Annotated in this window: 23 protein-coding genes; 10 read left to right on the forward strand and 13 right to left on the reverse strand. The window is 72.1% G+C overall.

Annotated features, from left to right (window positions below; translation table 11 throughout):
- Window positions 1–93 precede the first annotated feature (93 nt).
- A complete protein-coding gene (locus ACV7NM_RS27310) occupies window positions 94–1,764 on the forward strand; it encodes an alpha/beta hydrolase (RefSeq protein WP_463412751.1) in 1,671 nt (556 codons plus the stop codon).
- A 63-nt stretch (window positions 1,765–1,827) separates the two neighbouring features.
- Here the strand turns inward: ACV7NM_RS27310 and ACV7NM_RS27315 are convergent, their stop codons facing one another.
- The 6 genes from ACV7NM_RS27315 to ACV7NM_RS27340 all read right to left on the reverse strand — a co-directional run bounded on the left by ACV7NM_RS27315 (window position 1,828) and on the right by ACV7NM_RS27340 (window position 7,109).
- Complete coding sequence (locus ACV7NM_RS27315) at window positions 1,828–2,538, reverse strand: lysophospholipid acyltransferase family protein (protein WP_463412752.1); 711 nt, start codon at window positions 2,536–2,538, stop codon at window positions 1,828–1,830.
- Window positions 2,539–2,641: 103 nt separating this feature from the next.
- Window positions 2,642–2,800, reverse strand: coding sequence for a hypothetical protein (locus ACV7NM_RS27320; RefSeq protein WP_463412753.1), 159 nt, complete (start codon window positions 2,798–2,800; stop codon window positions 2,642–2,644).
- Window positions 2,801–2,832: 32 nt separating this feature from the next.
- Window positions 2,833–3,801, reverse strand: coding sequence for a cytochrome c oxidase assembly protein (locus ACV7NM_RS27325; RefSeq protein WP_463412754.1), 969 nt, complete (start codon window positions 3,799–3,801; stop codon window positions 2,833–2,835).
- Between the two features lie 92 nt (window positions 3,802–3,893).
- Window positions 3,894–4,922, reverse strand: a complete 1,029-nt coding sequence (locus ACV7NM_RS27330) for a 6-phosphofructokinase (protein ID WP_463412755.1) — start codon at window positions 4,920–4,922, stop codon at window positions 3,894–3,896.
- 191 nt (window positions 4,923–5,113) lie between these two features.
- The gene (locus ACV7NM_RS27335; RefSeq protein ID WP_136211518.1) at window positions 5,114–5,842 is read right to left on the reverse strand and encodes a type 1 glutamine amidotransferase; all 729 of its coding nucleotides are present in this window, start codon (window positions 5,840–5,842) and stop codon (window positions 5,114–5,116) included.
- A 28-nt stretch (window positions 5,843–5,870) separates the two neighbouring features.
- Window positions 5,871–7,109 (reverse strand): MurT ligase domain-containing protein, encoded by a 1,239-nt coding sequence (locus ACV7NM_RS27340; protein ID WP_463412756.1) that lies wholly within the window; start codon window positions 7,107–7,109, stop codon window positions 5,871–5,873.
- Window positions 7,110–7,232: 123 nt separating this feature from the next.
- Here ACV7NM_RS27340 and def point away from each other — a divergent pair, with 123 nt between their 5' ends.
- The gene (def, locus tag ACV7NM_RS27345; RefSeq protein WP_463412757.1) at window positions 7,233–7,802 is read left to right on the forward strand and encodes a peptide deformylase; all 570 of its coding nucleotides are present in this window, start codon (window positions 7,233–7,235) and stop codon (window positions 7,800–7,802) included.
- A 111-nt stretch (window positions 7,803–7,913) separates the two neighbouring features.
- On the opposite strand, the gene ACV7NM_RS27350 is transcribed toward def, so the two are convergent.
- A complete protein-coding gene (locus ACV7NM_RS27350; RefSeq protein ID WP_463412758.1) occupies window positions 7,914–8,558 on the reverse strand; it encodes a TetR family transcriptional regulator in 645 nt (214 codons plus the stop codon).
- Window positions 8,559–8,774: 216 nt separating this feature from the next.
- Between ACV7NM_RS27350 and ACV7NM_RS27355 the strand changes: the two genes are divergently transcribed.
- On the forward strand, window positions 8,775–10,004 hold the full coding sequence (locus ACV7NM_RS27355; protein WP_463412759.1) for an acyl-CoA dehydrogenase family protein: 1,230 nt from the start codon (window positions 8,775–8,777) through the stop codon (window positions 10,002–10,004).
- 68 nt (window positions 10,005–10,072) lie between these two features.
- On the opposite strand, the gene ACV7NM_RS27360 is transcribed toward ACV7NM_RS27355, so the two are convergent.
- Both ACV7NM_RS27360 and ACV7NM_RS27365 read right to left on the reverse strand, forming a co-directional pair.
- Window positions 10,073–10,696, reverse strand: a complete 624-nt coding sequence (locus tag ACV7NM_RS27360; protein WP_463412760.1) for an LppU/SCO3897 family protein — start codon at window positions 10,694–10,696, stop codon at window positions 10,073–10,075.
- 66 nt (window positions 10,697–10,762) lie between these two features.
- Window positions 10,763–11,200, reverse strand: coding sequence for an SRPBCC family protein (locus ACV7NM_RS27365; protein ID WP_463412761.1), 438 nt, complete (start codon window positions 11,198–11,200; stop codon window positions 10,763–10,765).
- Window positions 11,201–11,355: 155 nt separating this feature from the next.
- On the opposite strand from ACV7NM_RS27365, the gene ACV7NM_RS27370 reads away from it, so the two are divergent.
- A complete protein-coding gene (locus ACV7NM_RS27370; RefSeq protein ID WP_136211506.1) occupies window positions 11,356–11,541 on the forward strand; it encodes a DUF5999 family protein in 186 nt (61 codons plus the stop codon).
- A gap of 160 nt (window positions 11,542–11,701) precedes the next feature.
- On the opposite strand, the gene ACV7NM_RS27375 is transcribed toward ACV7NM_RS27370, so the two are convergent.
- Together ACV7NM_RS27375 and ACV7NM_RS27380 are read right to left on the reverse strand one after the other, a co-directional pair.
- Window positions 11,702–13,717 (reverse strand): ATP-binding protein, encoded by a 2,016-nt coding sequence (locus tag ACV7NM_RS27375; RefSeq protein WP_463412762.1) that lies wholly within the window; start codon window positions 13,715–13,717, stop codon window positions 11,702–11,704.
- Window positions 13,718–13,868: 151 nt separating this feature from the next.
- Entirely contained in the window at window positions 13,869–14,831 is a 963-nt protein-coding gene (locus ACV7NM_RS27380) for a fibronectin type III domain-containing protein (protein ID WP_463412763.1), read from the reverse strand.
- 238 nt (window positions 14,832–15,069) lie between these two features.
- Here ACV7NM_RS27380 and ACV7NM_RS27385 point away from each other — a divergent pair, with 238 nt between their 5' ends.
- The gene (locus ACV7NM_RS27385) at window positions 15,070–15,264 is read left to right on the forward strand and encodes a hypothetical protein (RefSeq protein ID WP_136211500.1); all 195 of its coding nucleotides are present in this window, start codon (window positions 15,070–15,072) and stop codon (window positions 15,262–15,264) included.
- A 235-nt stretch (window positions 15,265–15,499) separates the two neighbouring features.
- Window positions 15,500–17,011, forward strand: a complete 1,512-nt coding sequence (locus ACV7NM_RS27390) for a hypothetical protein (RefSeq protein WP_463414090.1) — start codon at window positions 15,500–15,502, stop codon at window positions 17,009–17,011.
- 30 nt (window positions 17,012–17,041) lie between these two features.
- Here the strand turns inward: ACV7NM_RS27390 and ACV7NM_RS27395 are convergent, their stop codons facing one another.
- Together ACV7NM_RS27395 and ACV7NM_RS27400 are read right to left on the reverse strand one after the other, a co-directional pair.
- Window positions 17,042–17,713 carry a cytochrome b/b6 domain-containing protein gene (locus tag ACV7NM_RS27395; protein ID WP_463412764.1) on the reverse strand — a complete coding sequence of 224 codons (672 nt, stop codon included), beginning with the start codon at window positions 17,711–17,713 and terminating at the stop codon, window positions 17,042–17,044.
- Window positions 17,697–18,473 carry a molybdopterin-dependent oxidoreductase gene (locus tag ACV7NM_RS27400; RefSeq protein WP_463412765.1) on the reverse strand — a complete coding sequence of 259 codons (777 nt, stop codon included), beginning with the start codon at window positions 18,471–18,473 and terminating at the stop codon, window positions 17,697–17,699. The genes ACV7NM_RS27395 and ACV7NM_RS27400 overlap by 17 nt, the downstream gene beginning before the upstream one ends.
- Window positions 18,474–18,827: 354 nt before the next feature.
- Here ACV7NM_RS27400 and ACV7NM_RS27405 point away from each other — a divergent pair, with 354 nt between their 5' ends.
- From ACV7NM_RS27405 to exaC, 4 genes are all read left to right on the forward strand, one after another.
- Window positions 18,828–19,907 (forward strand): hypothetical protein, encoded by a 1,080-nt coding sequence (locus ACV7NM_RS27405; RefSeq protein WP_463412766.1) that lies wholly within the window; start codon window positions 18,828–18,830, stop codon window positions 19,905–19,907.
- A gap of 18 nt (window positions 19,908–19,925) precedes the next feature.
- Window positions 19,926–21,641 carry an Ig-like domain-containing protein gene (locus ACV7NM_RS27410; RefSeq protein ID WP_463412767.1) on the forward strand — a complete coding sequence of 572 codons (1,716 nt, stop codon included), beginning with the start codon at window positions 19,926–19,928 and terminating at the stop codon, window positions 21,639–21,641.
- Between the two features lie 161 nt (window positions 21,642–21,802).
- A complete protein-coding gene (locus ACV7NM_RS27415) occupies window positions 21,803–22,030 on the forward strand; it encodes an SAV_915 family protein (protein WP_463412768.1) in 228 nt (75 codons plus the stop codon).
- Between the two features lie 114 nt (window positions 22,031–22,144).
- Window positions 22,145–23,668, forward strand: a complete 1,524-nt coding sequence (exaC, locus tag ACV7NM_RS27420; protein ID WP_463412769.1) for an acetaldehyde dehydrogenase ExaC — start codon at window positions 22,145–22,147, stop codon at window positions 23,666–23,668.
- Window positions 23,669–23,677: the final 9 nt, after the last annotated feature.

Genomic DNA, 23,677 nt, shown 5'->3' on the forward strand with positions numbered 1-23,677 from the left:
CGGTCAGGCGCAAAGATCCCCCTGCAACGTCGATGACCGGATACGACCAATACGGCTGCCCGCCACGGCAGATGACGCAGGGGGAACAACCACGTGATACGCACCGCGGCGCTGGGGAGCGCCGCCACTTTGATCACCGGCGCACTGGCGGCGAGCCTGCTGCTCGCCCCGACCGCCGAGGCCGCCCCGGCCTCCGGCGACAACGGCTACAACGAGGCGATCGGCGTCCAGGTCGCCGCCGCCCGCGCGGCCCGCGCCGGGATCGACTGGAAGGACTGCCCCGCCGACTGGGGCTTCGAGAAGCCGATCCAGTGCGGCTGGGTGAAGGTCCCGCTCGACTACGCCAAGCCGAACGGCAAGACCATCGAGCTCGCCGTCGACCGCGCGACGAGCACCGGTACCAAGGAGGAGCGCCAAGGCGCCCTCGTCTACAACCCCGGTGGCCCGGGCGGTTCGGGCATGCGCTTCCCGCGCCGGATCACCACCAAGTCGCCGCTGTGGGTCAACACCGCCAAGGCGTACGACTTCGTGGGCTTCGACCCCCGCGGCGTCGGCCACTCGGCGCCCATCTCCTGCGTCGACCCGCAGGAGTACGTCAAGGTCCCGAAGGCGGACCCGGTCCCGTCCAACGAGGCCGACAAGCGCGCCCAGCGCAAGCTCGCCGCCGAGTACGCGGACGGCTGCAAGGAGCGCAGCGGCGAGATGCTGCCGTTCATGACCACGCCGAACACCGCGCGTGACCTGGACGTCATCCGGGCCGCGCTCGGCGAGAAGAAGCTGAACTACCTCGGCGTCTCCTACGGCACCTACCTCGGCGGGGTCTACGCGACCCTGTTCCCGGGCCACGTGCGCCGCATGATCGTCGACAGCGTGGTCAACCCGGAGCAGGACAACATCTGGTACCAGGCCAACCTGGAACAGGACGTCGCCTTCCAGATGCGCTGGAACGACTGGGAGGACTGGGTCGCCAAGAACGACGGCGTCTTCCACATCGGCGACACCCGCGCCAAGGTCGAGGCCAAGTGGCTGGAACTGCGCGCCAAGGCCAAGGCCAACCCGCTCGGCGGCGTCGCCGGTCCGGCGGAGCTCATCGGCTTCTTCCAGAGCGCCCCGTACTACGACTCCTCCTGGGTCCCCACCGCCCAGGCCCTGAGCGCGTACGTCGCCGGTGACGAGAAGCCGCTGATCGACGCCGTCACCCCGGACCTCTCCGACATCAAGGGCAACATCGCCACGGAGAACGGCAACGCCGTCTACACCGCTGTCGAGTGCGCCGACGCCAAGTGGCCCACCAGCTGGACCAAGTGGGACCGGGACAACACCGCGCTCAACAAGAAGTACCCGTTCCTGACCTGGTCCAACGCGTGGATGAACCTGCCCTGCGCGACCTGGAAGTCCAAGCAGGGCACCCCGATCGAGGTGGGCGCGAGCGCCAAGCGCGGTCTGCCGCCGGTCCTCGTCGTCCAGAGCGAGCGCGACGCGGCCACCCCCTACGCGGGCGGCGTCGAGATGCACCGCCGCCTCGGCGGTTCCCGCCTGATCACCGAGCAGGGCGCGGGCTCGCACGGTGTCACCAGCCTGGTGAACCCCTGCATCAACACCCGCGTGGAGGGCTACCTGCTGACCGGCAAGGTCGACGCCCAGGACGTGACGTGCGGACCGCACGCCACCCCGGTCGCCCCGGCCCCCGCCGCCGCCAAGTCGGCGGCCCGGTCCCAGGGCGCCGAGCTCGCCCCGCGCGAGGAGCTCCCGGCCGTCCGCTAGGACCGCCGGCAGCGCCGCGGCACGGAGCGGCGAAACACCGGAACACCGCAGCACGGAGAAGGCTCAGCGCGTCCTGCGCCGGGCCTTCTTCCGTGCCTGCTCCTCCTCCGCCTTCACCTCGGCCGCGTACCGGTCGACGTACTCCTGGCCGGACAGTTCCAGGATCGCGTACATGATCTCGTCGGTGACGGCCCGCAGGATCGCCCGCTCGCCCTCCAGTCCCGCGTACCTGGAGAACTCCAGCGGCCGGCCGAAACGGATCGTGACCCGCCGGATGTTCGGGATCTTCTGCCCGGGCGGCTGGATCTCGAAGGTGCCGACCATCGCGCAGGGCACGACCGGCACCCCCGCGCCGAGCGCCATCGCGGCCACCCCGACCTTGCCCTTGTACAGCCGGCCGTCGTGCGAGCGCGTGCCCTCCGGGTAGATGCCGAGCAGCTCGCCCTTGGCCAGCACCCCGAGCCCCTCGCGCAGCGCCGCCCGTCCGGCGTCCTTGCCGGAACGGTCCACCGGAATCTGCCCGGCGCTGCGGAAGAACGCGGCCGTCAGCCTCCCTTTGACGCCGGGGCCGGTGAAGTACTCGGCCTTCGCCAGGAAGGTGATCCTGCGTTTGAGGATCGCGGGCATCAGGAAATGGTCGGAGAAGGACAGGTGGTTGCCGGCGATGATCGCCGCGCCCTCCGGTGGGATGTTCTCCAGGCCCTCGATCCGCGGCCGGAACAGCAACCGCAGCAGCGGGCCGAGCAGCACGTGCTTGAGCAGGTGGTAGAACACCGGCCGTTTCCCTTCACCCGGCGGACAGGTCAGTGCGGCGCGCCGGGTGCCCCGGGGGCACGGCGGACGCCGACACCGGGAGCCTGCCCGCGAGGGGGGAGTGTCACGTACGCTGCGTGGCTGCCAGCCCGGCGGTCAGCATGCCGAGCAGCACCCACACGAACCAGAGCCAGCCGTTGCTGCCGAGTGCCACGGAGTACGCGGCGACGGCCACCAAGGAGCCGAAGGTCAGCACGGCCATCGCCTTAACGGATCCGCTCATGCCCCATGGTGGCGCGGGGAAGGGCCGCCGCGCTACCGGCCACGCCCCTGGAGGGAGGCGAGATACGAGTTGTACGCCTCCAGCTCCTGGTCCCCGTCGCGCTCCGCCGCCCGGTCCGAGCGCTTCGCGGCCCGCTGCTCGGAGCGGTACCACTGGTAGACCAGCGCGATCAGCACCAGCACCGAGGGGATCTCGCTGAAGGCCCAGGCGATGCCGCCGCCCCACTGCTGGTCGAGCAGCGCGTCGACGCCCAGCGAGGCCGGCGGGTCCTTGTACGTCTTGATCATCGGCTCGGTGGCCATCATCAGCGCGATGCCGAAGAACGCGTGGAACGGCATGCCCGCGAACAGCTCCAGCATCCGCATCACGTAACTGGGACGGTGCGGACCCGGGTCCACACCCATGATCGGCCAGAAGAAGATCAGGCCGACGGCCAGGAAGTGCACCATCATCCCGATGTGCCCGGCCCGGCTCTGCATCAGGGAGTCGAACAGCGGGGTGAAGTAGAGGCCGTACAGGCTGGCGATGAACAGCGGGATCGTGAAAGCCGGGTGCGTGATCACCTTCAGGTAGCGGCTGTGCAGCAGCATCAGCAGCAGCTCGCGTGGTCCCTTGACGCCCCGGGCGGCCGGCGCGAGCGCGCGCAGCGTCAGCGTCACCGGGGCGCCGAGCAGCAGCAGGATCGGGGAGAGCATGCTGATCACCATGTGCTGCACCATGTGCACGCTGAACATGACCATGCCGTAGTCGTTCAGCTTGGTGCACGTCATCAGCGCCACGGTCAGCACACCGACGGTGAAGGAGACGGTCCGGCCCACCGGCCACGCGTCCCCGCGCCGGCGCAGCCGCGTCACGCCCCACAGGTACAGGGCGAGGCCCAGCACCGAGCCGATCAGGAAGAAGGCGTCGAAGGAGAAGTCCAGCCCGCGCCCCAGGGTGAACGGCGGCAGGTCCATGTCCATGTCCATATTCATGTCCATGCCGTGACCGCTGTGATCCATCTGTTCACTCCCTTGACTGTGGCGCTCCACCACAGTAGTGCCGCCCCCGGACGCCGAAGCGTCGGGGGGCGGCACTCAGAAGGGGGGAAACATCACAGAACGGTCTCCGCCTCGTCGTACCGCTCGACCGGGACCGTCTTGAGGGTCCGCACCGCGTCGGCGAGCGGCACCATCACGATGTCGGTGCCGCGCAGCGCGGTCAGCATGCCGAACTCGCCCCGGTGCGCGGCCTCCACCGCGTGCCAGCCGAAGCGGGTGGCCAGGACACGGTCGTACGCGGTCGGCGTGCCGCCGCGCTGCACGTGGCCGAGGATCACCGGGCGCGCCTCCTTGCCGAGGCGGGCTTCCAGCTCGACGGCGAGCCGGTTGCCGATGCCGGCGAACCGCTCGTGGCCGTACATGTCGGTGCCGCCGGCCTCCAGGGCCATCGAGCTGCCCGCGGCGGGCTTGGCGCCCTCGGCGACCACGACGATCGCGAACCGCTTGCCGGCCGAGAACCGCTCGCCGACGATCGCGGTCAGTTCCTCGATGTCGAAGGGTCGCTCCGGGACGACGATGGCGTGCGCGCCGGCCGCCATGCCCGAGTGGAGCGCGATCCAGCCGGTGTGCCGGCCCATGACCTCTACGACCATCACCCGCTGGTGCGACTCGGCGGTGGTCTTCAGTCGGTCGAGGGCCTCGGTGGCGACCCCGACCGCGGTGTCGAAGCCGAAGGTGACATCGGTCGAGGCGATGTCGTTGTCGATGGTCTTGGGGACGCCGACGATGGGCAGGCCGCCCTCGGACAGCAGGTTCGCCGCCTTGAGCGTGCCCTCCCCGCCGATCGGGATGATCGCGTCCAGGCCGAGGTCCGCGAGGTGCCCGCGGGCCCGCTCCACGCCGTCGCGCAGGTGCGCGGGCTGGACGCGGGAGGAGCCGAGGATGGTGCCACCACGGGCCAGGATGCCGCTGACGGCGTCCAGGTCGAGCTTGCGGTAGTCGCACTCCAGCAGGCCCCGCCAGCCGTCGTGGAAGCCGATCACCTCGTCCCCGTGGTCGACGACGGCGCGGTGCACGACGGAGCGGATGACGGCGTTGAGGCCGGGGCAGTCGCCTCCGGAAGTGAGCACACCAATGCGCATGGCAGGAAGAACCTTTGCAACGTGGGCCGACGACCGGACCACGTCGTCCGGTTGGTACTGACCGCCAGCCTACAAGCGGATTCCCACTGGACTGAACCATCCTCCACATGCTGGTCACATCCGTCGTGCGAACGAACGTCGGCCCGGATCCCCCAAGGGGAATCCGGGCCGAACGGGGCGTGACGGACGCCTTACGCGGGCTGCGTGGCTGCCGCGATGCGTTCGTCGCGCAGCGCCTCGTACCAGCGGTCGTCGAGACCCGGCAGCGCGTTCACGTCGAGGGCCAGCTTCAGCAGGAGGTCCGCGATCTGCGGGTTGCGGGCCATCACGGGACCGTGCATGTAGGTGCCGAACACGGTGTCGTTGTACGCGCCTTCGGTGCCGTCACCGGTGCCGTTGCCCCGGCCCAGCCGGGTGCGGGCGAACGGCTTGGCCGTCGGGCCGAGGTGGGTCACGCCCTGGTGGTTCTCGAAGCCCGTCAGCGGGGGCAGGTTCAGGCGCGGGTCGATGTCGGCGAGGACGTCGCCCACGCACCGCTCGCCCTCGCCGCGGACGGTGACCACGTCCAGCAGGCCCAGGCCCTGCTGGCGCTCGCCCACGTCGTTGACGAACTCGTTGCCGAGGATCTGGTACCCGGCGCACACCGAGAAGACGATCGCCCCGTTCGAGACGGCCCGCTCCAGGCCGCCGTCGCGCAGCAGGCGCTCGGCCGCCAGGCGCTGCGGCCGGTCCTCGCCACCGCCGATCAGGTAGATGTCGCCCGAGGTGGGGATGGGCTGGTCGCTGCGCACGTCCACGCGCTGCACGTCCAGGCCGCGCTGGCGCGCCCGGCGCTCCACCACGAGGGCGTTGCCCTGGTCTCCGTACGTGCTGAGCAGGTCCGGGTAGACCCACACCAGACGCAGGCTGTTGTCGCTCATGCTCTTGTGTCCTCTGGAGGTATGAGTACTAGTTGCCGACGCGGCGGCGCACGTCCTGGAAGGCGGTGTAGTTCGCGATCAGCTCGATCTGTCCGGGCGGGGCGAGCTGCACGGCCTCGTCAAGGGTCTCGCAGACCCGGAAGTCCAGGCCCGCGACCTCCAGGCGGACGGCGAGGTCCAGCTTGCGGTCGCCGATCACGAAGATGGGGTGCCCGGCCAGGCGCGGGTAGTCCACGTCCCAGAGCCAGGAGGTGTCCGTGCCGTCGGCGCCGCGCGCGTTAACGGACAGGATCACCGGCGTCGGCGGCGGGTCGATCAGCGAGAAGGTCTCCAGCCAGCCCGCCGGGTTCTTGGCGAGCAGCAGCCGCAGCTCGCGGCCCTGGAAGGAGACCACGTCGTAGCGGCCGGCGACGGCCTGCACCTGGTACATCCGCTCCAGCGCGACCTGCGGCGGGACACCGAACACGGCGGCCACGGCGGCCGAGGTGGTGGCGTTGGCCTTGTTGGCGCGGCCGGGCAGCTGGAGGTGGATCGGCCAGGCGCTGCCGTGCGGGTCCAGTACGTGGTCGCCGGAGAGCACCCAGCTGGGGGTGGGGCGGCGGAAACCGCACTCGCCGCAGAACCAGTCGTCGCCCGGGCGCTGCATGACACCGCCGCAGGAGGGGCACGACCAGGCGTCGTCCTTCCACTCCTGGCCGGCCGCGACCCACACCACGTTCTGCGAGGAGGACGCGGACCACACGATCAGCGGGTCGTCGCAGTTGGCCACGATGACGGCCTTGGAGCCCTGGAGCCCCTCGCGCCACTTCTCGGCGAGCATGCGGGTCTCGGCGGCGCGGTCCAACTGGTCGCGGGAGAGGTTGAGCAGGGCGATCACCTTGGGGGTGACGTCCCGGGCCACTCCGGCCAGGTACTTCTCGTCGACCTCGATGACGCCGTACTTGGCGTCCGAGCCACCCGCCAGGGCGGAGGTGATGCCGGCCGGCATGTTCGCGCCGAGGGCGTTGGAGACCACCGGACCGCTGGCCCGCAGGGCCTCCGCGATCAACCGGGTGGTCGTGGTCTTGCCGTTCGTCGCGGAGACGAGGACGACATCGAGATGCTGCGCCAGCGCGCCGAGGAGATCGGGGTCCAGCCTGAGTGCGACCTTGCCACCGATCACCGATCCGCTTCCGCGTCCCGCGGCCCGCGACACCGCCGCCGCGGCCTTGCCCGCCGTCACGGCCAGCTTGGCCCGCGGCGAAAGCGGCTCCGTGTTGCCTGCCATCGTCCCTTGTCCTCCTTGCGTCGGTCGGCCCCAGCCTATCCAGTACCGGCCGGGGCCCTGACCGCGGCGCCCCAGGGGCGGCGCGGATCTGCTCATATCTTCGCCCGTCGTACGCTTACGGCCATGCGACAGCGCCTCATCCCCGGCACCACCGGACTCGTCCGCACCATGAGCCTGCTGGGCGATCCGGTGCTCCACTCGCCGTGCGCCGAGGTCACCGAGTTCGGACCCGCTCTCGGCCGGCTCGTCGAGGACATGTTCGCGACGATGTACGCGGCCGACGGCGTCGGCCTCGCCGCCAACCAGATCGGGGTCGGCCGGCGGGTGTTCGTCTACGACTGCCCCGACGACGAGGACGTCCGCCACGTCGGACACGTGGTCAACCCCCGTCTGGTGAGCGCCGACGGGGACGAGTTCCTCGGTCCCGAGGGCTGCCTGTCGCTGCCCGGCCTGGAGGCCGGCACGGTCCGCTTCGACCACGCGGTGGTGGAGGGGGTCACCTCCGAGGGAGCGCCGGTGCGGATTTCGGGCACCGGGTTCTTCGCGCGCTGCCTCCAGCACGAGTGCGACCACTTGGACGGCACGGTCTACGCGGACCGGGTCACCGGGCTGCGGGCGCGCCGGCTGCGGCGGGCGATCGGCAAGACGGCGTGGGGCGCGCGGGGACTCGCCGAAGCGGGTCGCAAGGCCTGACGGGAGCCGGGGCGGGCCCGTACGCCGGCCGCGCTCGGAACCCGGGCCGCGCGCATCCGTCGCGCGTCCGGCCGCGCGCATCTCGGGTCGCGCCCCGTACCCGGGCCGTGCTCAGAAGCCGGGCCCGCCCAGGCGGTTGCCGGCGGTGGCCAGGCGCCCCCACAGCAGGTCGGTGAGGCCCGCCACCAACTCTGCGCGCTCGCAGGGGCGTTCCCCGAGCCACCAGTCGCCCGCCGCGTGCATCATCCCGACGATGCCGTGGCCCCACACCCGGGCCAGGCGTTCGCCGCCCGGGCCGAGGTCGACGCGTTCGCCGATGACCTGGGCCAGCTCCTCGCCGAGGCGGCGCAGCAGCGGGGCCGAGTGCAGGCCGACGTCGAAACCGCGCTCGGCCGACTGCGAGTCCTCCGCCGGGTGCATCAGGAACCGGTACACCTGCGGTCGCGCCTCGATGGCCGCGAGGTAGGTGTCGAGGGTGGACTCGACCCGGCTGCGTCGTTCGGCGGGTGCGTCCAGGGCGGCCCGCAGCGAGTCGAGCAGGGCGTCGGTGTGGCGGACGGCGAGGGCCTGGTAGAGGCCGGCCTTGTCGCCGAAGTGCCGGTAGAGGATGGGCTTGGTGATGCCCGCCTCCGCCGCGATGGCGTTCATCGAGGCCTTGGGGCCGTCCCTGAGCACGACGCGGTCGGCCGCTTCGAGCAGCTCCCGCCGTCGGCGCTCGGCCGCTCCCGGCTCGCCGGCCTGCTGCGTGGTGTCCATGACGTGTTTCTCTCCCCGCCCTTGCGATGTGCGTGACGCCCACGCAACGTAACACCCCGCACACCCTGACGATCGACCCGGCGGTGCTCCGTGGCCCGGTCGGTGCCCGGCTTGACAGTGCTTACTCGTCGGTAACAGACTGGGCCGCCGTGGCTGGTTACCGCAGGTAACAGCCTGCCGGCAGCGGCACGGGTACGCGAGACAGCTGGAGGGGACATGGCGGAGTTCACCATGGAGCTCAACGACGACCAGAAGCAGGTGCGCGACTGGATCCACGGCTTCGCCGCCGATGTGATCCGGCCGGCGGCCGCCGAGTGGGACGAACGCGAAGAGACTCCGTGGCCCGTCATCCAGGAGGCGGCCAAGGTCGGCATCTACTCCCTCGACTTCTACGCCCAGCAATTCTTCGACCCGACCGGTCTCGGCATCCCGATGGCGATGGAGGAACTCTTCTGGGGGGACGCCGGCATCGCCCTGTCGATCGTCGGCACCGGACTCGCGGCCATCGGCGTCCTCGCCAACGGCACCGAGGAGCAGATCGGCACCTGGATCCCGCAGATGTACGGCGACGCCACCGACGTCAAGGTGGCCGCCTTCTGCTCGTCCGAGCCGGACGCCGGCTCCGACGTGGGCGCCATGCGCACCCGCGCCGTCTACGACGAGGCCAAGGACGAATGGGTCCTGAACGGCACCAAGACCTGGGCGACCAACGGCGGCATCGCCAACGTCCACATCGTCGTCGCCGTGGTCGACCCCGAACTCGGGACGAAGGGGCACGCCTCCTTCATCGTGCCGCCGAACACACCGGGCCTGTCACAGGGGCAGAAGTTCAAGAAGCACGGCATCCGCGCCTCGCACACCGCCGAGGTGGTCCTGGAGGACTGCCGCGTCCCCGGCTCCTGCCTGCTCGGCGGCAAGGACAAGCTGGACGAGCGCCTCGCGCGCGCCCGCGAGCGGGCCAAGGCGGGCGGCGGCGAGCGGCTGAAGAACGCGGCCATGGCCACCTTCGAGGCCTCCCGCCCCGCGGTGGGCGCCATGGCCGTCGGCACGGCGCGCGCCGCCTACGAGGTCGCCCTCGACTACGCGAAGACCCGTACCCAGTTCGGCCGCCCGATCATCGACAACCAGGGCGTGGCCTTCCAACTCGCGGACATGCGCACGCAGATCGACGCGGCCCGGCTGCTGGTGTGGCGCGCCTCGTGGATGGCGGTCGCGGGCAAGCCGTTCACCTCGGCGGAGGGTTCGATGTCCAAGCTCTTCGCGAGCGAGGTGGCCAAGAAGGTCACCGCCCAGGCGGTGCAGATCCTCGGCGGGAACGGTTTCACCCGGGAGTACCCGGTGGAGCGCATGCACCGCGACAGCGCGATCTACACCATCTTCGAGGGCACGAGCGAGATCCAGCGCCTGGTGATCGCCCGCACGATCTCGGACATGCCGATCCGCTAGCCCTCGGTGGTCCGCGCGCTGCCCCCGCTCTCCCGCGCCTTCGCGCGGGGGACGGGGGCGGCGGTCGTTCAGCTCGTCGCGGCGCCGATCACGACCAGCGCGACGATGCCCAGGGCGATCAGGGCCATCGGCGTGGCGATGATCAGCGCGGGCGGGCGCTGCCAGAGCGGCTTGCCCGGGTCGAGAGGGGGCCGGAAGCCGCCCACGGGAGGGGCGAGCTTGCGGAACGCCGAGCGGGGCACCAGGTTGACCAGCACCGTCAGCGGCGTGATGAACAGGGACGCCGGGCCCCACCAGCCCTGCCACAGGGTCTTCGCCGACATGTCGCGCACGATGGAGGTGCCGCAGTCCCGGCAGAACGGGCCGTGCGTACTCAGGAACCGCATCATCAGCACCATGCCCTGGTGTCCCCGCACGGTGCCCGGCGCGGCCGGCTGGGCCCCGCAGAAGCGGCAGGCGTACCCGGCCTGTTGGGTCTGGGCCTGATGCGCCTGTTGGGGCTGGGCCTGATGGGGCTGCTGCTGGTAGGCGGCATAAGGGTTGCCGTACGGAACTCCCTGCGGCTGCTGCGGCTGCTGCGGCTGCTGCGGCATGGCGTAGGGATTGTGCTGCGGTGCCGCGCCCTGCTGCGGCGGCATGCCGTACGGGTTCTGCGGGGCGGCGCCCTGCTGCGGTGGTGGCGGAGTGGCCATGGAGGTCCCCCTGGAGACGTGACGGGATCACCGGGCGAGGTGATCACGGAACCCTAGCCCCCCTTGTCAGGAACGCAGCAACCGGGCGAGAGCGCGGCCGAAGAGCAGCCGGCCGGCGCCCAACACGACCGGGTCGCAGAACCGCCCGAGCCCCCGCACCCGCAGGTCCTCCAGCCACCGGACCTCCGCGCCGGCCGGCTCCAGCGGCAGGACCTCGATCCGCGCCCACCCCAGGACCACGCGTCCCCGTTTGACGAGACGCACCACCCCCGCCGAACCGGCGGTCGGCGGCTGCCAGACGGTGACTTCCATCGGGTCGTCGAAGGTGACCCTTCCCACTCCCGTACGCGCCGTGAAGCGCGTTCCCACGCGCGTGGGCGGCGCCGTTTCGACCGTCGTGCGGGTGAAGGGGACCTCGGACCCGTGGCGCGTCCAGTCCGTCAGCCTCAGCCAGGCCTCGGCCGCCGGGAGGGAGGTGCGGTGAACGATCCGGATCAGGGGCATAAGCGCATGGTAATCGGGCATACACACCCTGAACTCGACCGCGAATATGGGTTCCGTCAGGGGGCGGCGATCAGTAATACTCACCGCCACCGTGGATCGCGGATTCGACCGGGTGACCACCGGCCCTCCCGCCCCACACTGCGAGGAGGTGCGCCATGTGCTCCCACCAGCCCCCCTGCCCGTCCGCCGACAGCGCCGACCACGACGCTGCCCGCACCGTGGCCTTCCACCCCGAACAGGGATGGAGCCTGCTCTGCAACGGTCTGGTGGTGTTCGACGACACCGGGGAGCTGCTCCCCGACGGCCGCACGGTGGAACCCCGCCGACCGGCCCTGGTCTGAGCCAGGAGGCAGCATGCGCCAGCAGCTGATCCGCAAGCCCGTCCCCAAGCCCGCCCCCCGAGACCTGGACCTGCGCACCCCGTCGGGCAGACCCCTCCCGTACTGACGGGGCGGCCCGTCCGCCGCCGGTCCGGGACACGGGACGCCCGCGGGCGAGCGCTCAGGCGGTCGCCGCCGCCGCGCCTCCCTGGAAGGCGCTCTCGTACGCGGCGTCGCCGATCGCGGCCCGGGCCTGCCGCTCTCCCTCGTCGCGCAGCGCCGTCAGCGAGGGGGAGCCCATCTGTGGGCGTCCCACGGTGCGCCACCAGGCGTGCCCGGTCCCCAGCAGCCGCGCCGCCAGTTCGCCGTCGCCCAGCCCCGCCACGGCCGCGGCGAGCAGGTCCAGGCCGAGCGCGATGCCGAAGCGGTCTCCCAGCAGCCGTTTTCCGGACAGCATGGCCCGGGCGTGTCGGGCCGCCTCCCCGTGGTCGCCGACGCCCAGCGCCGCCACGGCCAGGAGGTAGTCGGCGTAGGCCCGCAACCACCGCTCGCCCAGCGCCGCACACGCCTCGCGCAGGCCCCGCGCCTCCTCGGCCGCCTCTTCGAACCGCCCCTCGTCGCACAGCGCGTAGCCGGTGGCCAACCGACACAGCAGCAGTCCCGTGCCGTCGGTCCGGCCGCCGTGGGCCGTCCGGGCACGGGGCCCCGCCAGCTGGAGCGCCCCCGCCGGATCGCCCGGCATCATCACCGCCACGGCCCGCAGGTAGGCGGCGCGCAGCTCCGGCTCCGGGTCGCCGAGCCGGGACGCCTCGCGGGCGCACCGTCGGCCGAGCTCCACCGCCGCGCCCATGTCGCCCCGGGCCAGGGCCGTCAGCCCCAGTGCCCACACCGCCTGGGTGTACGCCGGCCCGCTGCGCGGACCGGCCACGAGCGCCCGTTCCAGGAAGCCGCGGCCCTCGTGCACGCGCCCGCAGGCGAACCAGAAGAACCACAGCGCCCCGGCCATCTCCTGCGCCGCCGCCGGATCGGTGCGCAGCAGGTGCTCCAGGGCCGTGCGCACCTGCGCGTGCTCGGCGCTCATCCTGCGGTACCAGTCGACCTGCCCCGGCCCCATCCAGCCCCGCTCCGCGGCCTGGCACAGCGCCGCGTACCAGTGGGCGTGCCGGTCCGCGACCGGGCGCAGCTCCCCGAGTTCGGACAGCCAGTCGCGTCCGTACTCCCGGATCGTGTCCAGCATCCGGTAGCGGGTGCCCGATCCGCGCTCCTCGATCCGCCGGACCACGGACTTCGCCACCAGCCCGGCCAGCGCGCGCTCCACCCGGCCGGCGGGCAGCGGGCCGCCCGCGCAGACCGTTCGGGCCGCGGCCACGTCGAAGTCGGCGGTGAACACGGACAGTCGGGCCCACAACAACCGCTCCACCGGCTGGCACAGCTCGTGGCTCCAGCCGATCGCGGTCCGCAGGGTCTGGTGGCGCGGCAGCAGCGCCCGGGCGTCGGTCAGTACCTCGAACGGGGCGTCCAGCCGCCTCACCATTTGTTCCAGCGTCCACGTCCGCATCCGGGCACCCGCCAGCTCCAGGGCGAGCGGGATGCCGTCCAGCCTGCGGCACACCTCGGCGGCCAGCAGCGCTCGTTCGGGATCGCGGAACGCCTCGGCGGCCGCCGGCAGCGCGGCGACGGCGCGGGCGCGGAACAGGGCGAGGGCGTCGCTGTCCGGTTCCCCGTACGGCAGGGGGCGCACCTCGAAGACCATCTCGCGGGGGCTGCCCAGCGGCTCGCGGGAGGTGACGAGAACCGTCAGCCCGGGTGCGGACTGAAGCAGTTCGCCGACGAGGTGGCGGCACGCGGGAAGCAGGTGCTCGCAGGTGTCGAGGACCAGGAGCAGTTCCTTGTCGGCCATCCAGGCGCACAGTTCCTCGTCGAGGGGGCGCGCGGAGTGGTCCGCGAGCCCGACGGCGTGCGCCACGGTGGTGGTGAGCAGGGCCGGATCGCGCAGCGGTGACAGCTCGACCCACCAGATCCCGTCGCGCCGGGGCCGGCCGGTCGATGCGGCCCGCAGGGCGAGCCGGGACTTGCCGACGCCACCCACGCCCGTCAGGGTGACCAGCCGACGGACGTCCAAGAGCTCGCGCAGATCGGCCAGTTCACGCTGCCGGCCGATGAATCCCGCCGACTCCGGCGGCAGGTTTCCCGGCACGGGGCGAAAGTCTGGCCCAGGCGCGCCACCTGCGGAGGGTGCCTGATTGTTGTTGACCGAGTACTCACCGAACACGGATGTATTGTGCGTGATCTTCTTTCGGGGCCGTGTCGTTCGCGCCAGAATCACCACCGGATCTCAAGCCGATCGCTCAACCGGCGAGGACGGTCCGCCGCTCCGGGGTGAAGGCGCCCCAGTTGCCGTCGGGCAGTCTGGCCCGCAGTTTCAGTGACCAGACCGTACCCGCCGGCTCGGTCACCGTCAGCCGGTGCTCCACCCTTCCGCGCGGAACGGCCCCGGCCCCGAACCGGATGACGGTGACGGGCTGTCCGTTGACGTAGAGCTGGTACTCGTCGGTTTCGTGCCCGTTGTCGGGCGCGGTCCAGGACAGGGTGACGGCTCCCGGGGACGGCACCGCCGTGAAGTCGCAGGGCGCGGTGTCCGGCCCCCGCTCCGGGTCGGGGGCCGTGGTCACCTCGGCGACCGGGCCGTCCGGGGAGGTGTTCTCGGAGCCGTCCCGGGCCCGGACGGTGAACTCGTAGCGGGTGCCGGGCTGGAGGCCCGTCAGGGTGGTGGAGGTCTCGCCGGGGCCGGCCGTGTGGACGCGGACGCCGCCCTGGTAGACGTCGTACGCCGTCACGCCCGTGTCGTCGGTCGCCGGCGCCCAGGTCAGCCGGGCCGAGCGGGGGCCGTCGGCGCGACCGGTGGTGGTGGCCGGGGCGGTGGGGGCCCGGTGGTCCTCGCTCCGCGCCGCGGGGGTGGTGACCCGGGCGGCCGCGCTGCGGGCGGAGCGGTGTCCGGCCGCGTCCTTCGCCCGGACGGTGAAGGCGTAGGCGGTCAGCGGGCTGAGCCCGGTGACGTCCACCATCGTCTTGTCCGCGGGCAGGTCGCGGACCAGCCGGTCGGCCTGGAACAGCTGGTACCCCGTCACCGGCGTCCCCCCGGAGGGGGCCTCCCACATCACGTGGACCGAAGTCGCGCTGCCGGCCTGGGCGGTGACCCCGATCGGGGCGCCCGGGGGTTCGCCTCCGGCCCCCGAGCACGCGGCCAGGGTGAGGCAGAGGGCGAGTGCGGCGGAGGTCCGCCCCAGGGGGTGTCGCGCGGTGTCTCGCACGGGGAGCGCCTTCCGCCGCAAGCCTCGTAAAGGTCTAGACATATATGGCACGTCCGCCGGCGGCCCGGCAAGCCCCCGGGCGTCGCGGGCCCCCATGGGGTCCGTCGTACGTCTCCCAGGGGATCCCGTCGTGGGTCCCACATGGGTCACGCAGGGTCAACACCCGTACGGCGGACACGTGTTTCGCCCGAAGGGCCCCTCGACTGCGCCACCATGGCGGCGCCCGAAGGAGGCTTCGATGGTGATTTCCCTCTCCGTGATCGTCCTGCTCCTCGTCCTCGCGTGGATCTTCCTGCGGGGTGGGGGCCTCAAGTTCTCCCACGCCCTCGTCTGTGTCCTGCTCGGCTTCTACCTCGCGAGCAGCAGCATCGCCGCGACCATCCACAGCGGACTCGCCGCGACGGCGAGCGTGGTCTCCGGCCTGAACCCCTGACCCCGGCGCGGGCATCGAGACCGCTGAACCCCGGCTTCGCGAACGGTGATCCACTGTTGCGCGTTCGTGAATCATCCGGCTCCTCCATGGACTCCTCCGACGCTTCGACCTAGCGTCTGGCGGCGGCGCGATGTCAGACGTTGTGTCAACACAACGGTCGGGAATGGAGGAAGCCAGGATGTTCCCAAGAGCGCTGAACTGCGCCGTGGTCCCCGCCATCGCCGTGTTCGTGGCGATGTACGGGATCTCCCCGGCGCAGGCCGAGGAGATACCCAAGGCCCCTGGCCACCGCCTGGTCAGCCAGTACGACGGCGGCCCGGCCGCCGCCGTCCCGCTGCCCGGGGAAGCCCCGCCGCAGCACCCCTACCTCGCGCCCAACGGCCGCAGCGGCATGCACTCCGACGCCGGGGGCAGCGCCACCTCGTCCTGGTCCGGCCCGCTCGGCAAGAACCCCGAGGTCACCAGCGAGAAGATCGCCGCGCTCGGCGGCGAATGCGCCACCGCCACCTTCGACAAGGCCGGCCGCCTCGTGACCGTCTGTGGCACCTTCTCCGGCTTCAAGGTCAAACTGCTCGATCCGCGAACCCTCACCACCCTGGCCGAACACCAGCTCCCGCAACGCTCCTCCACCGTCGAGGCGATCACCTCCCTCGACTTCTCCAAGATCTTCAAGGACACCTCGGGCGGCGCCTACTTCTACCTGGACGACCAGGACCGCGCCGTGCTGGCCGACTCCCGCGGGCACGTCCTGCGTCTGGCCCATTCCCAGAACCCCGACGGCAGCTGGAAGTTCACCGTCGACGCGGACTGGGACCTCACCGGCCACGTACCGCACGACTGCGTCGGCTGGACCAACCTGTGGCCGAGCGGCACCTGCGACCCCGTCACCTCGGTGATGCCCGACTGGGACGGCCGCATCTGGTGGGTCACCCGCCAGGGACGCGTGGGCACCGTGGACCCGGCGACCTCCCTGACCCGTTCCGTCCGCCTCGACGGAGAGGAGATCCAGAACTCCTTCTCGGTCGCCCGGGACGGCGTCTCCATCGTCACCGACCACGCGCTGTACAGCTTCCGCGCCGCGGCGGACGGCACGCCCGAGGTCCAGTGGCGCCAGACCTACGACCGGGGCACCGGAACCAAGCCCGGCTCCGTCAACCAGGGCTCCGGCACGACCCCGGACCTCTTCGGTGACGGCTACGTCGCCATCACCGACAACGCCGACGACCGGATGAACGTCCTGGTCTACAAGCGCGGTGCGGACGTCCCGGCGGACCGGCGGCTGGTCTGCAAGGTCCCGGTCTTCGGCTCCGGCGCCTCCACCACCGACAACTCCCTGATCACCTGGGGCAACAGCATCGTCGTCGAGAACAACTACGGCTACGAGAACCCCACCAGCCTGCTGCTCGGCAAGTCCGTCGTCGGGGGAGTCAGCCGCATCGACGTCCGCGCCGACGGCAGCGGCTGCGACACGGTCTGGCAGAGCGCCGTCCGCTCGCCCTCGGTCGTACCCAAACTGTCCACCGGCAACGGGCTGCTCTACTTCTACGAGAAGGAACCCAATGCCTGGGGCATCGACGCCTGGTACCTCACCGCGGTGGACTTCCGCACCGGTGAGCGCCGCTGGCGGCAACTGACCGGAACCGGCCCCCTCTACGACAACAACTGGGCGCCGATCACACTCGGTCCCGACGGGACGGCCTACATCGGCGTGTTCAACGGCATCGTCGCGGTTCGCGACGGGAGCTGACGGGAGCCGGTGGGCCCGGGGGCCCGGGCGTCACCCGCCGTGCCGCCACAGCGGATGCTCGCGCTCCGCCCACCTGCGGTCGACGGAGCCCGTGCGCAGGCCGCGCCGGGCCTCCGGATCACGCACGGCCATGCCGATGTGTCCGGCGATGACGACGCCCAGGGTCAGGGCCAGCCAGTCGTGCAGGAAGGTGGCGCCGGTCCGCAGGACCAGCGGGGCGAGGCCGGTCGGCCACATCAGCAGGCCGGTGCCCAGCATCACCAGGACGGCGCCGGCCAGCCAGCCCGCGTACAGCTTCTGCCCGGCGTTGAACTTCCCGGCCGGCCGCTCCCGGTCCCGTCGCAGCGCGCCGCGCAGCCAGACCCGGTCGTGCGGGCCGAACCGCCCCAGGCGGCCGAGGTCGGCGCGCACGGCGCGGGACGCCAGGCCGAACAGGAGCGGGACCGCCAGCAGGAGCCCCGACCACTCGTGGACGGTGACCACGAGGTGGCGGCGCCCCACCAGCTCCGCGAGCGGCGGCAGGTAGAGGCACCCGGCGGAGGCCACGCACACGCCCATCAGGGCGGCCGTGGTCCGGTGGACCCACCGCTGGGACCGGCCGAACCGGTGGACGCTCCGGGGGCGTTCAGACAGCGGCCTTTCAGACAACGGTCGTTCAGACAGCGGCCGTTCAGGCTGTGGCCGTTCAGACTGTGGGGGCATCGTCGCGTCCGTTCGATCTGCCGACCCACGCGTCGACGTCGTATCCGAGCCGTTCCCAGTAGCCCGGTTCCACCTCGTCGGTGACGGTGATCCCGGAGAGCCACTTCGCGGACTTGTAGAAGTACATGGGGGCCACGTACAGCCGCGCCGGCCCGCCGTGGGAGTGGCCCAGCGGCTCGTCCTGCATCCGCAGGGCCACCATCACGTCGTCCCGGCGGGCCTGCGGCAGGGTGAGGCTCTCCGTGTAGGCGCCGTCGAAGCAGCTGAACCGGATGGCCCGCGCCTGCGGGTGCACCCCTGCCGCGTCGAGCAGCCGGGCCACCGGAACGCCCTCGAAGGCCGTACCGGGCACGCGCCAGCCGGTGACGCACTGGACGTCCCGGACCACGCGGGTCTGCGGGAGCCGGCGCAGGGCGTCCAGATCGTACGTCGCCGGCCGCTCGACCAGCCCGTCGACGGTCAACCGGTAGTTCTCCGGGCCGCGTTCGGGGACGGAGGAGGCGACCGAGTAGTACCGGAACCCGCCGCCGTTCGGCAGCAGCCCCGTGAGCCCCGTCGGGTCCTTGTCGGCGGCGGCGCCGAGCGCGGTCTCGACACCGGGCTGTAGGACGGGCGCCGCCAACAGGCCGGCCGCGCCGAGTCCGACCATGCCGAGGACCAACCGCCGGCCGATCGGACTACCGGTCCCGTCGGGGTCGGGGCCCACGTCGGGGTCCGGGTCGGTTCCGGGCGGGGGCGGGCCGGTCTGCTCTGTGCTCACGCGCCGATTGGACCACCGAAGGGCGCCCGCCACCAGGGGCGACGCGGCGCCGTCAGACTTCCGTCACATCCTCCGCCGGCGCTGGTGTGCGGTGCGCATGTGCTACCCGAGAGTATCGGTTCATGCCATAGATGCGATGTAAGAAGCCTGTTAGAGTCCGCAGGCGCAATGCAGGTGAGGGCGGCGAACCGGCCGTTCCGTATCCGGCTCCACCACTCCGGGACCCTTCCCCGCGGACCGACACTCCGGCTCGCCCACCCCCACCGACGGCGCTCGGTACCTCCGCGGGCACGGCGCTTGCTCACATCACGCCCGTACCGCGTTTCCCGCCGCACATCCCCCAAGGGAGACTCCATGAACAAGGGGCTTCTGCTCCGCCGCGCAACCGGGAAGGCGCTCGTCATCGGCGCCGCACTGGCCCTGGCCATACCGGCGACCGCGTACGCCAACACCGTGAGCGTGACGGTCAAGACGCCCGGAGCCACTTCCGGCCCGGCCGCCGCCTTCGCCGAGATCTCGACCCACGCGGACTGTTCCGCCGGGCTCGTCGCCGGCGGCGGCGTCAACCAGGCCATCGGCACCGGAACATCGTCCAACGGCAACAAGATCAACGGCACTTCGCCGAGCCCCGACGGCTCCACCGAGTACACCGGCTCGACCGGCGTCGTCGGCACGGACGTCACGCACTGGCTCGGCATCGGCGGCAGCGGCGGCGCCGTCAACGCCTCGTTCTCCTCCACCCCGTACGCCATGTGCTTCACCAGCAACCTGATCAACCACACCCAGGTGGTGATGAACAAGGTGGCCGGCCCCACCTCCGCCTCGACCGTGGGCCTGGTCACGGCCACCTGTCCGGCGAACACCCGGCTGCTGGGCGGCGGCGCCCGGATCACGCCCGCCGACGTCGGCAGCCTCAAGCCGATCGCGAGCTTCCCCACCTTCGACGACGCCGCCCACGACCACGGGCAGAAGGCCGCGGCGAACGGCGAGACCAACCCGGACTCCTGGACGGCGGTGGGCTGGAACGGCGGTGGCGGCGGCACGAACAACGAGACCTACGCCTACGCCATCTGTAGCGGGAACGGCATCAACGTCAGCGGTGCGACCGTGACGGTCCGGTTCACCGAGGTGAGCGGCCCCACCTCGGCCACCTCCGGCCAGACCGCGACGGCCGGTTGCTCTGCCAACGACGGCAAGCTGATCAGCGGCGGCGCCGCCGTCAGCGGGGGCAGCGTCACCACCACCGACTTCACCGGCCCGGGCTCAGGCGGTGACCACCTCAACGGCGACTACCCCAGCGACTCCGGCGGCAGCCCGGTCGCGAACGGCACCACGACTGCGGCCTACTGGAGCGCCTGGGCCCACACCGGCGCCGGCAGTTCACCGAGCACCTACACCGATGCGTGGGCCCTCTGCGTCAATGACGGGGTCTGAGCCGTGCACCACGAAACGATGAGCAGGACCCTGGCGGTCCTCGGGGCCGCAGGCCTCCTGGCGGCGCTGGTCACCCCCCTCACCGCGACCGCCGACACCCTCGCCGCGGCCGGCCCCTGCGGCAGCGCCGGAACCTTCACCGCCGACGCCCCCTCCTGTGTCTACACGGCGCCGGGCACGGACACCTTCACCGTTCCCCGAGGCGTCACCGCGGTCGACATCGACCTGTTCGGAGCCGAAGGCGGCAGCGCGGCGGGGTACGTCGACCCCAACCCGCCGAACACCGGAGCCCGCGGCGGCCTCGGCGGCGAGACCCGGGCGACCCTGCCCGTGACCCCGGGGCAGAGCCTGCGCATCACCCTGGGCGCCGCCGGAACCCCCGGCTCGTCCCGGCACGGCGAATTCGCCCGGCAGGGCGGCTACGGCCACGGCTCCGGCGGCGGCGGAGCACACGGCGGCGGAGGCTCCGGCGGTGGAGGTTCGGACGTACGGGCCGACGACTCCGGGCCGACCGACCGGGTCCTCGTCGCCGGCGGCGGCGGAGGCGCCGGCAACGGCGGACCGCTGCTGCGCGGCGGCGACGGTGGCGGTCCCACCGCCGAGTCCGGCGGTAGTGGAGGCGGGCCGGAGGGTTCCGGAATCGGAGGCACCGGCGGGACCCAGAGCGCACCCGGCACCGGTGTGCGCACCTCCCCGCTCGGCGCGCCCGGCGGTAACGCGAGCGACATCGACCAGAACACCGGCCTGCCCAACGCCGGCAGCGGCGGTACCGGAGGCAACGGCGCCCGGGGAGGCAACGGCGGCGGCGGCGGGGGCGGCGGCTACTTCGGTGGTGGCGGCGGCTCCGGCGGCGGAAACCCGGGCAACCTCTACGCCGCGGGCGGTGGCGGAGGCAGCAGCTTCGCGGCCCCCTCGGCCACCGCGGTCGCCCTCCTGTCCGGAGTGCGCCACGGTGACGGCAAGGCGGTCGTCTCGTTCCGCTACGGGACGGCGACCGCCCTCACCTCGGACACCGCCACGCCGCTGTTCGGACACTCCGTCACCCTCACCGCCACTGTGACCCCGGCGAACCCGGCGGCCGCCCCGACCGGCTCCGTCACCTTCTCCGAAGGGACGAAGCCGCTGGCGACCGTCCCGCTGACGGAAGGTCGGGCGTCGTTCAGCACGAGCGGCCTCCAACCCGGACCGCACGCCCTCACCGCCTCCTACGGCGGAGACGCGGCCGACCTGGCGAGCACGACGGCGGGCCAGGCCGACGTCACCGTGGGCTTCAGCGGCCCGTGCCTCACGTCGAACCGCTCCGGCCCGCTGACGGTGGGCGCGGACCAGGCCGTCTGCCTGTCCTTTGGCGGCAGGCAGTCGGGACCCGTCACCGTACGGCCCGGCGGCGCGCTGGCCGTCCTGGACGGCGAGATCACCGGCCCGGTCTCGGTCGACGGCGCGCGCGCCCTCACCATCTGCCGGTCCACGCTGACCGGCCACCTCGCCGTACGGGGCAGCACCGGCCGGGTGCTGCTCGGTTCCGACGAGGACGGCGACGAGCACGGTGGCGGGGACACAGGGGCCTGCGGCGGCAATCGGATCGCGGGTCCCGTCAACCTGGACGCCAATTCCGGGGGAGTGGTGCTCGTGGGCAACCAGGTCACCGGTCCGCTGCGCTGCGAGGGCAACGCCCCCGCGCCGCACCAGGTGGACAACACCGTCGCCGGCCCCCGCTCCGGCCAGTGCCGCTGAGCCGGACCGGCACCGGATGACGCCCTGCCGGGCAGGGGCCGACGCCCCGCCCGGCAGGACGGGGGCGGCGCGTCGGGGCGCGGCGTCCGGGCGTTGCGGCGGCCCGCGCAAGGAGTCCGTCAGCGCGGGGCCGTCGGCCGTCAACACGGCGTCCCGCGCTGATGGGAGCCAAGGCGACACGCACGGCGTCGGGCCGTGCCCCGGACCGCCTCCCCGCTGCCCTCGGCCCCCATCAGCGCGGGACGCGGCTCGCCGAACCCGCCTTGCGGGCGCTGGTCCGGCCGCTGGGCGTCACCACCGTCACGGTCGATCCGCTGCTCTGCATCCCGCGCTCCGCCGCCCGTCTCGGCCACCCGGCTCCCCCGCGCCGGCCGGCGGAGGCGAAGTGAGCGGGCCGGGGGGCTCAGCGGTCCGGGTCGTGCAACGTCGACGCAACCTCGCCGCTCCTAGTCTTCCCCCGAGCGTCGGCCGACGGCGGCCGGCGCCCGGCAAGGGGAGGAACCATGGCCCGTTACGCCGCGCCCGGTACCGAGGGCGCCCTCATGTCGTACGCGTCCCGCTACGACCACTTCATCGGGGGCGCGTACGTACCGCCCGCCCGCGGCGAATACTTCGCCAACCCCTCGCCGGTCAACGGTGAGACCTTCACCGAGGTCGCGCGCGGCACCGCCGAGGACGTCGAGCGCGCCCTGGACGCCGCGCACGCGGCGGCGCCCGCCTGGGGCCGCACGTCGGTCACGGAACGGTCCGCGATCCTGTTGCGCGTCGCGGACCGGATGGAGCGGAACCTGGAGGCCCTCGCGGTCGCGGAGACCTGGGAGAACGGCAAGCCGGTCCGCGAGACCCTGGCCGCGGACCTGCCGCTGGCCATAGACCAGTTCCGCTACTTCGCCGGTGCCCTGCGCGCCCAGGAGGGGGCGCTCAGTCAGCTCGACGACGACACGGTCGCCTACCACTTCCACGAACCGCTCGGCGTCGTCGCCCAGATCATCCCGTGGAACTTCCCCATCCTGATGGCGGTGTGGAAACTGGCGCCGGCGCTGGCGGCCGGGAACACGGTGGTGCTCAAGCCGGCGGAACAGACTCCCGCCTCGGTGCACTACTGGCTGAGCCTCGTGTCCGACCTTTTGCCGCCCGGCGTGGTCAACGTCGTCAACGGCTTCGGGGAGGAGGCCGGCAAGCCGCTGGCCTCCAGCCCGCGCGTGGCGAAGGTGGCCTTCACGGGGGAGACCTCCACCGGGCGGTTGATCATGCGGTACGCGGCGGAGCACCTCAAGCCGGTCACCCTGGAACTCGGGGGCAAGAGCCCCAACCTGTTCTTCGACGACATCTGGTCGACGGACGACGACCTGCGCGACAAGGCGTTGGAGGGCTTCACCATGTTCGCCCTCAACCAGGGCGAGGTGTGTACCAGCCCCTCGCGCGCGCTGATCGAGCACGGGCGCTACGGGGACTTCCTCGACGCCGCCGTCGCCCGCACGGAACTGATCGAGGCGGGCGATCCGTTGGACACGCGCACGATGATCGGCGCCCAGGCCTCGGAAGAGCAGCTCAAGAAGGTCCTCTCGTACGTGGAGATCGGCCGGCAGGAGGGTGCCAAGATCCTCACCGGCGGGGAGCGGGTGGAGCACGGCGGGGAGCTGGCGGGCGGCTTCTACGTACAGCCGACGATCTTCGAGGGCGACAACCGGATGCGGATCTTCCAGGAGGAGATCTTCGGTCCGGTGGTGTCCGTGACCTCCTTCCGCGACTTCGACGACGCCGTACGGATCGCCAACGACACGGCGTACGGCCTGGGCGCCGGAGTCTGGACCCGTGACATCAACACGGCCTACCGCGCGGGTCGCGCCATCCAGGCCGGCCGGGTCTGGACGAACTGCTACCACGCCTACCCCGCCCACGCCGCTTTCGGGGGCTACAAGCAGTCCGGCATCGGCCGCGAGACCCACAAGATGATGCTGGAGCACTACCAGCAGACGAAGAACATGCTGGTCAGCTACTCCCCGAAGAAGCTCGGGTTCTTCTAGGGCCCGAAG

It is taken from the genome of Streptomyces sp. Tek67B01 (genome assembly GCF_055231995.1).

Bases quoted from the DNA above. Each gene is read 5' to 3' on its own strand.
- ACV7NM_RS27355 (WP_463412759.1), top strand. From the start codon at position 8,775: ATGGCGGAGTTCACCATGGAGCTCAACGACGACCAGAAGCAGGTGCGC.
- ACV7NM_RS27390 (WP_463414090.1), top strand. From the start codon at position 15,500: ATGTACGGGATCTCCCCGGCGCAGGCCGAGGAGATACCCAAGGCCCCT.
- ACV7NM_RS27350 (WP_463412758.1), bottom strand. From the start codon at position 8,558: ATGGACACCACGCAGCAGGCCGGCGAGCCGGGAGCGGCCGAGCGCCGA.
- ACV7NM_RS27395 (WP_463412764.1), bottom strand. From the start codon at position 17,713: ATGCCCCCACAGTCTGAACGGCCACAGCCTGAACGGCCGCTGTCTGAA.
- ACV7NM_RS27330 (WP_463412755.1), bottom strand. From the start codon at position 4,922: ATGCGCATTGGTGTGCTCACTTCCGGAGGCGACTGCCCCGGCCTCAAC.
- ACV7NM_RS27335 (WP_136211518.1), bottom strand. From the start codon at position 5,842: ATGAGCGACAACAGCCTGCGTCTGGTGTGGGTCTACCCGGACCTGCTC.
- ACV7NM_RS27410 (WP_463412767.1), top strand. From the start codon at position 19,926: ATGAGCAGGACCCTGGCGGTCCTCGGGGCCGCAGGCCTCCTGGCGGCG.
- ACV7NM_RS27385 (WP_136211500.1), top strand. From the start codon at position 15,070: ATGGTGATTTCCCTCTCCGTGATCGTCCTGCTCCTCGTCCTCGCGTGG.
- ACV7NM_RS27415 (WP_463412768.1), top strand. From the start codon at position 21,803: ATGGGAGCCAAGGCGACACGCACGGCGTCGGGCCGTGCCCCGGACCGC.
- def (WP_463412757.1), top strand. From the start codon at position 7,233: ATGCGACAGCGCCTCATCCCCGGCACCACCGGACTCGTCCGCACCATG.
- ACV7NM_RS27365 (WP_463412761.1), bottom strand. From the start codon at position 11,200: ATGCCCCTGATCCGGATCGTTCACCGCACCTCCCTCCCGGCGGCCGAG.
- ACV7NM_RS27340 (WP_463412756.1), bottom strand. From the start codon at position 7,109: ATGGCAGGCAACACGGAGCCGCTTTCGCCGCGGGCCAAGCTGGCCGTG.
- ACV7NM_RS27360 (WP_463412760.1), bottom strand. From the start codon at position 10,696: ATGGCCACTCCGCCACCACCGCAGCAGGGCGCCGCCCCGCAGAACCCG.
- ACV7NM_RS27370 (WP_136211506.1), top strand. From the start codon at position 11,356: ATGTGCTCCCACCAGCCCCCCTGCCCGTCCGCCGACAGCGCCGACCAC.
- ACV7NM_RS27325 (WP_463412754.1), bottom strand. From the start codon at position 3,801: ATGGATCACAGCGGTCACGGCATGGACATGAATATGGACATGGACATG.
- ACV7NM_RS27320 (WP_463412753.1), bottom strand. From the start codon at position 2,800: ATGAGCGGATCCGTTAAGGCGATGGCCGTGCTGACCTTCGGCTCCTTG.
- exaC (WP_463412769.1), top strand. From the start codon at position 22,145: ATGGCCCGTTACGCCGCGCCCGGTACCGAGGGCGCCCTCATGTCGTAC.
- ACV7NM_RS27405 (WP_463412766.1), top strand. From the start codon at position 18,828: ATGAACAAGGGGCTTCTGCTCCGCCGCGCAACCGGGAAGGCGCTCGTC.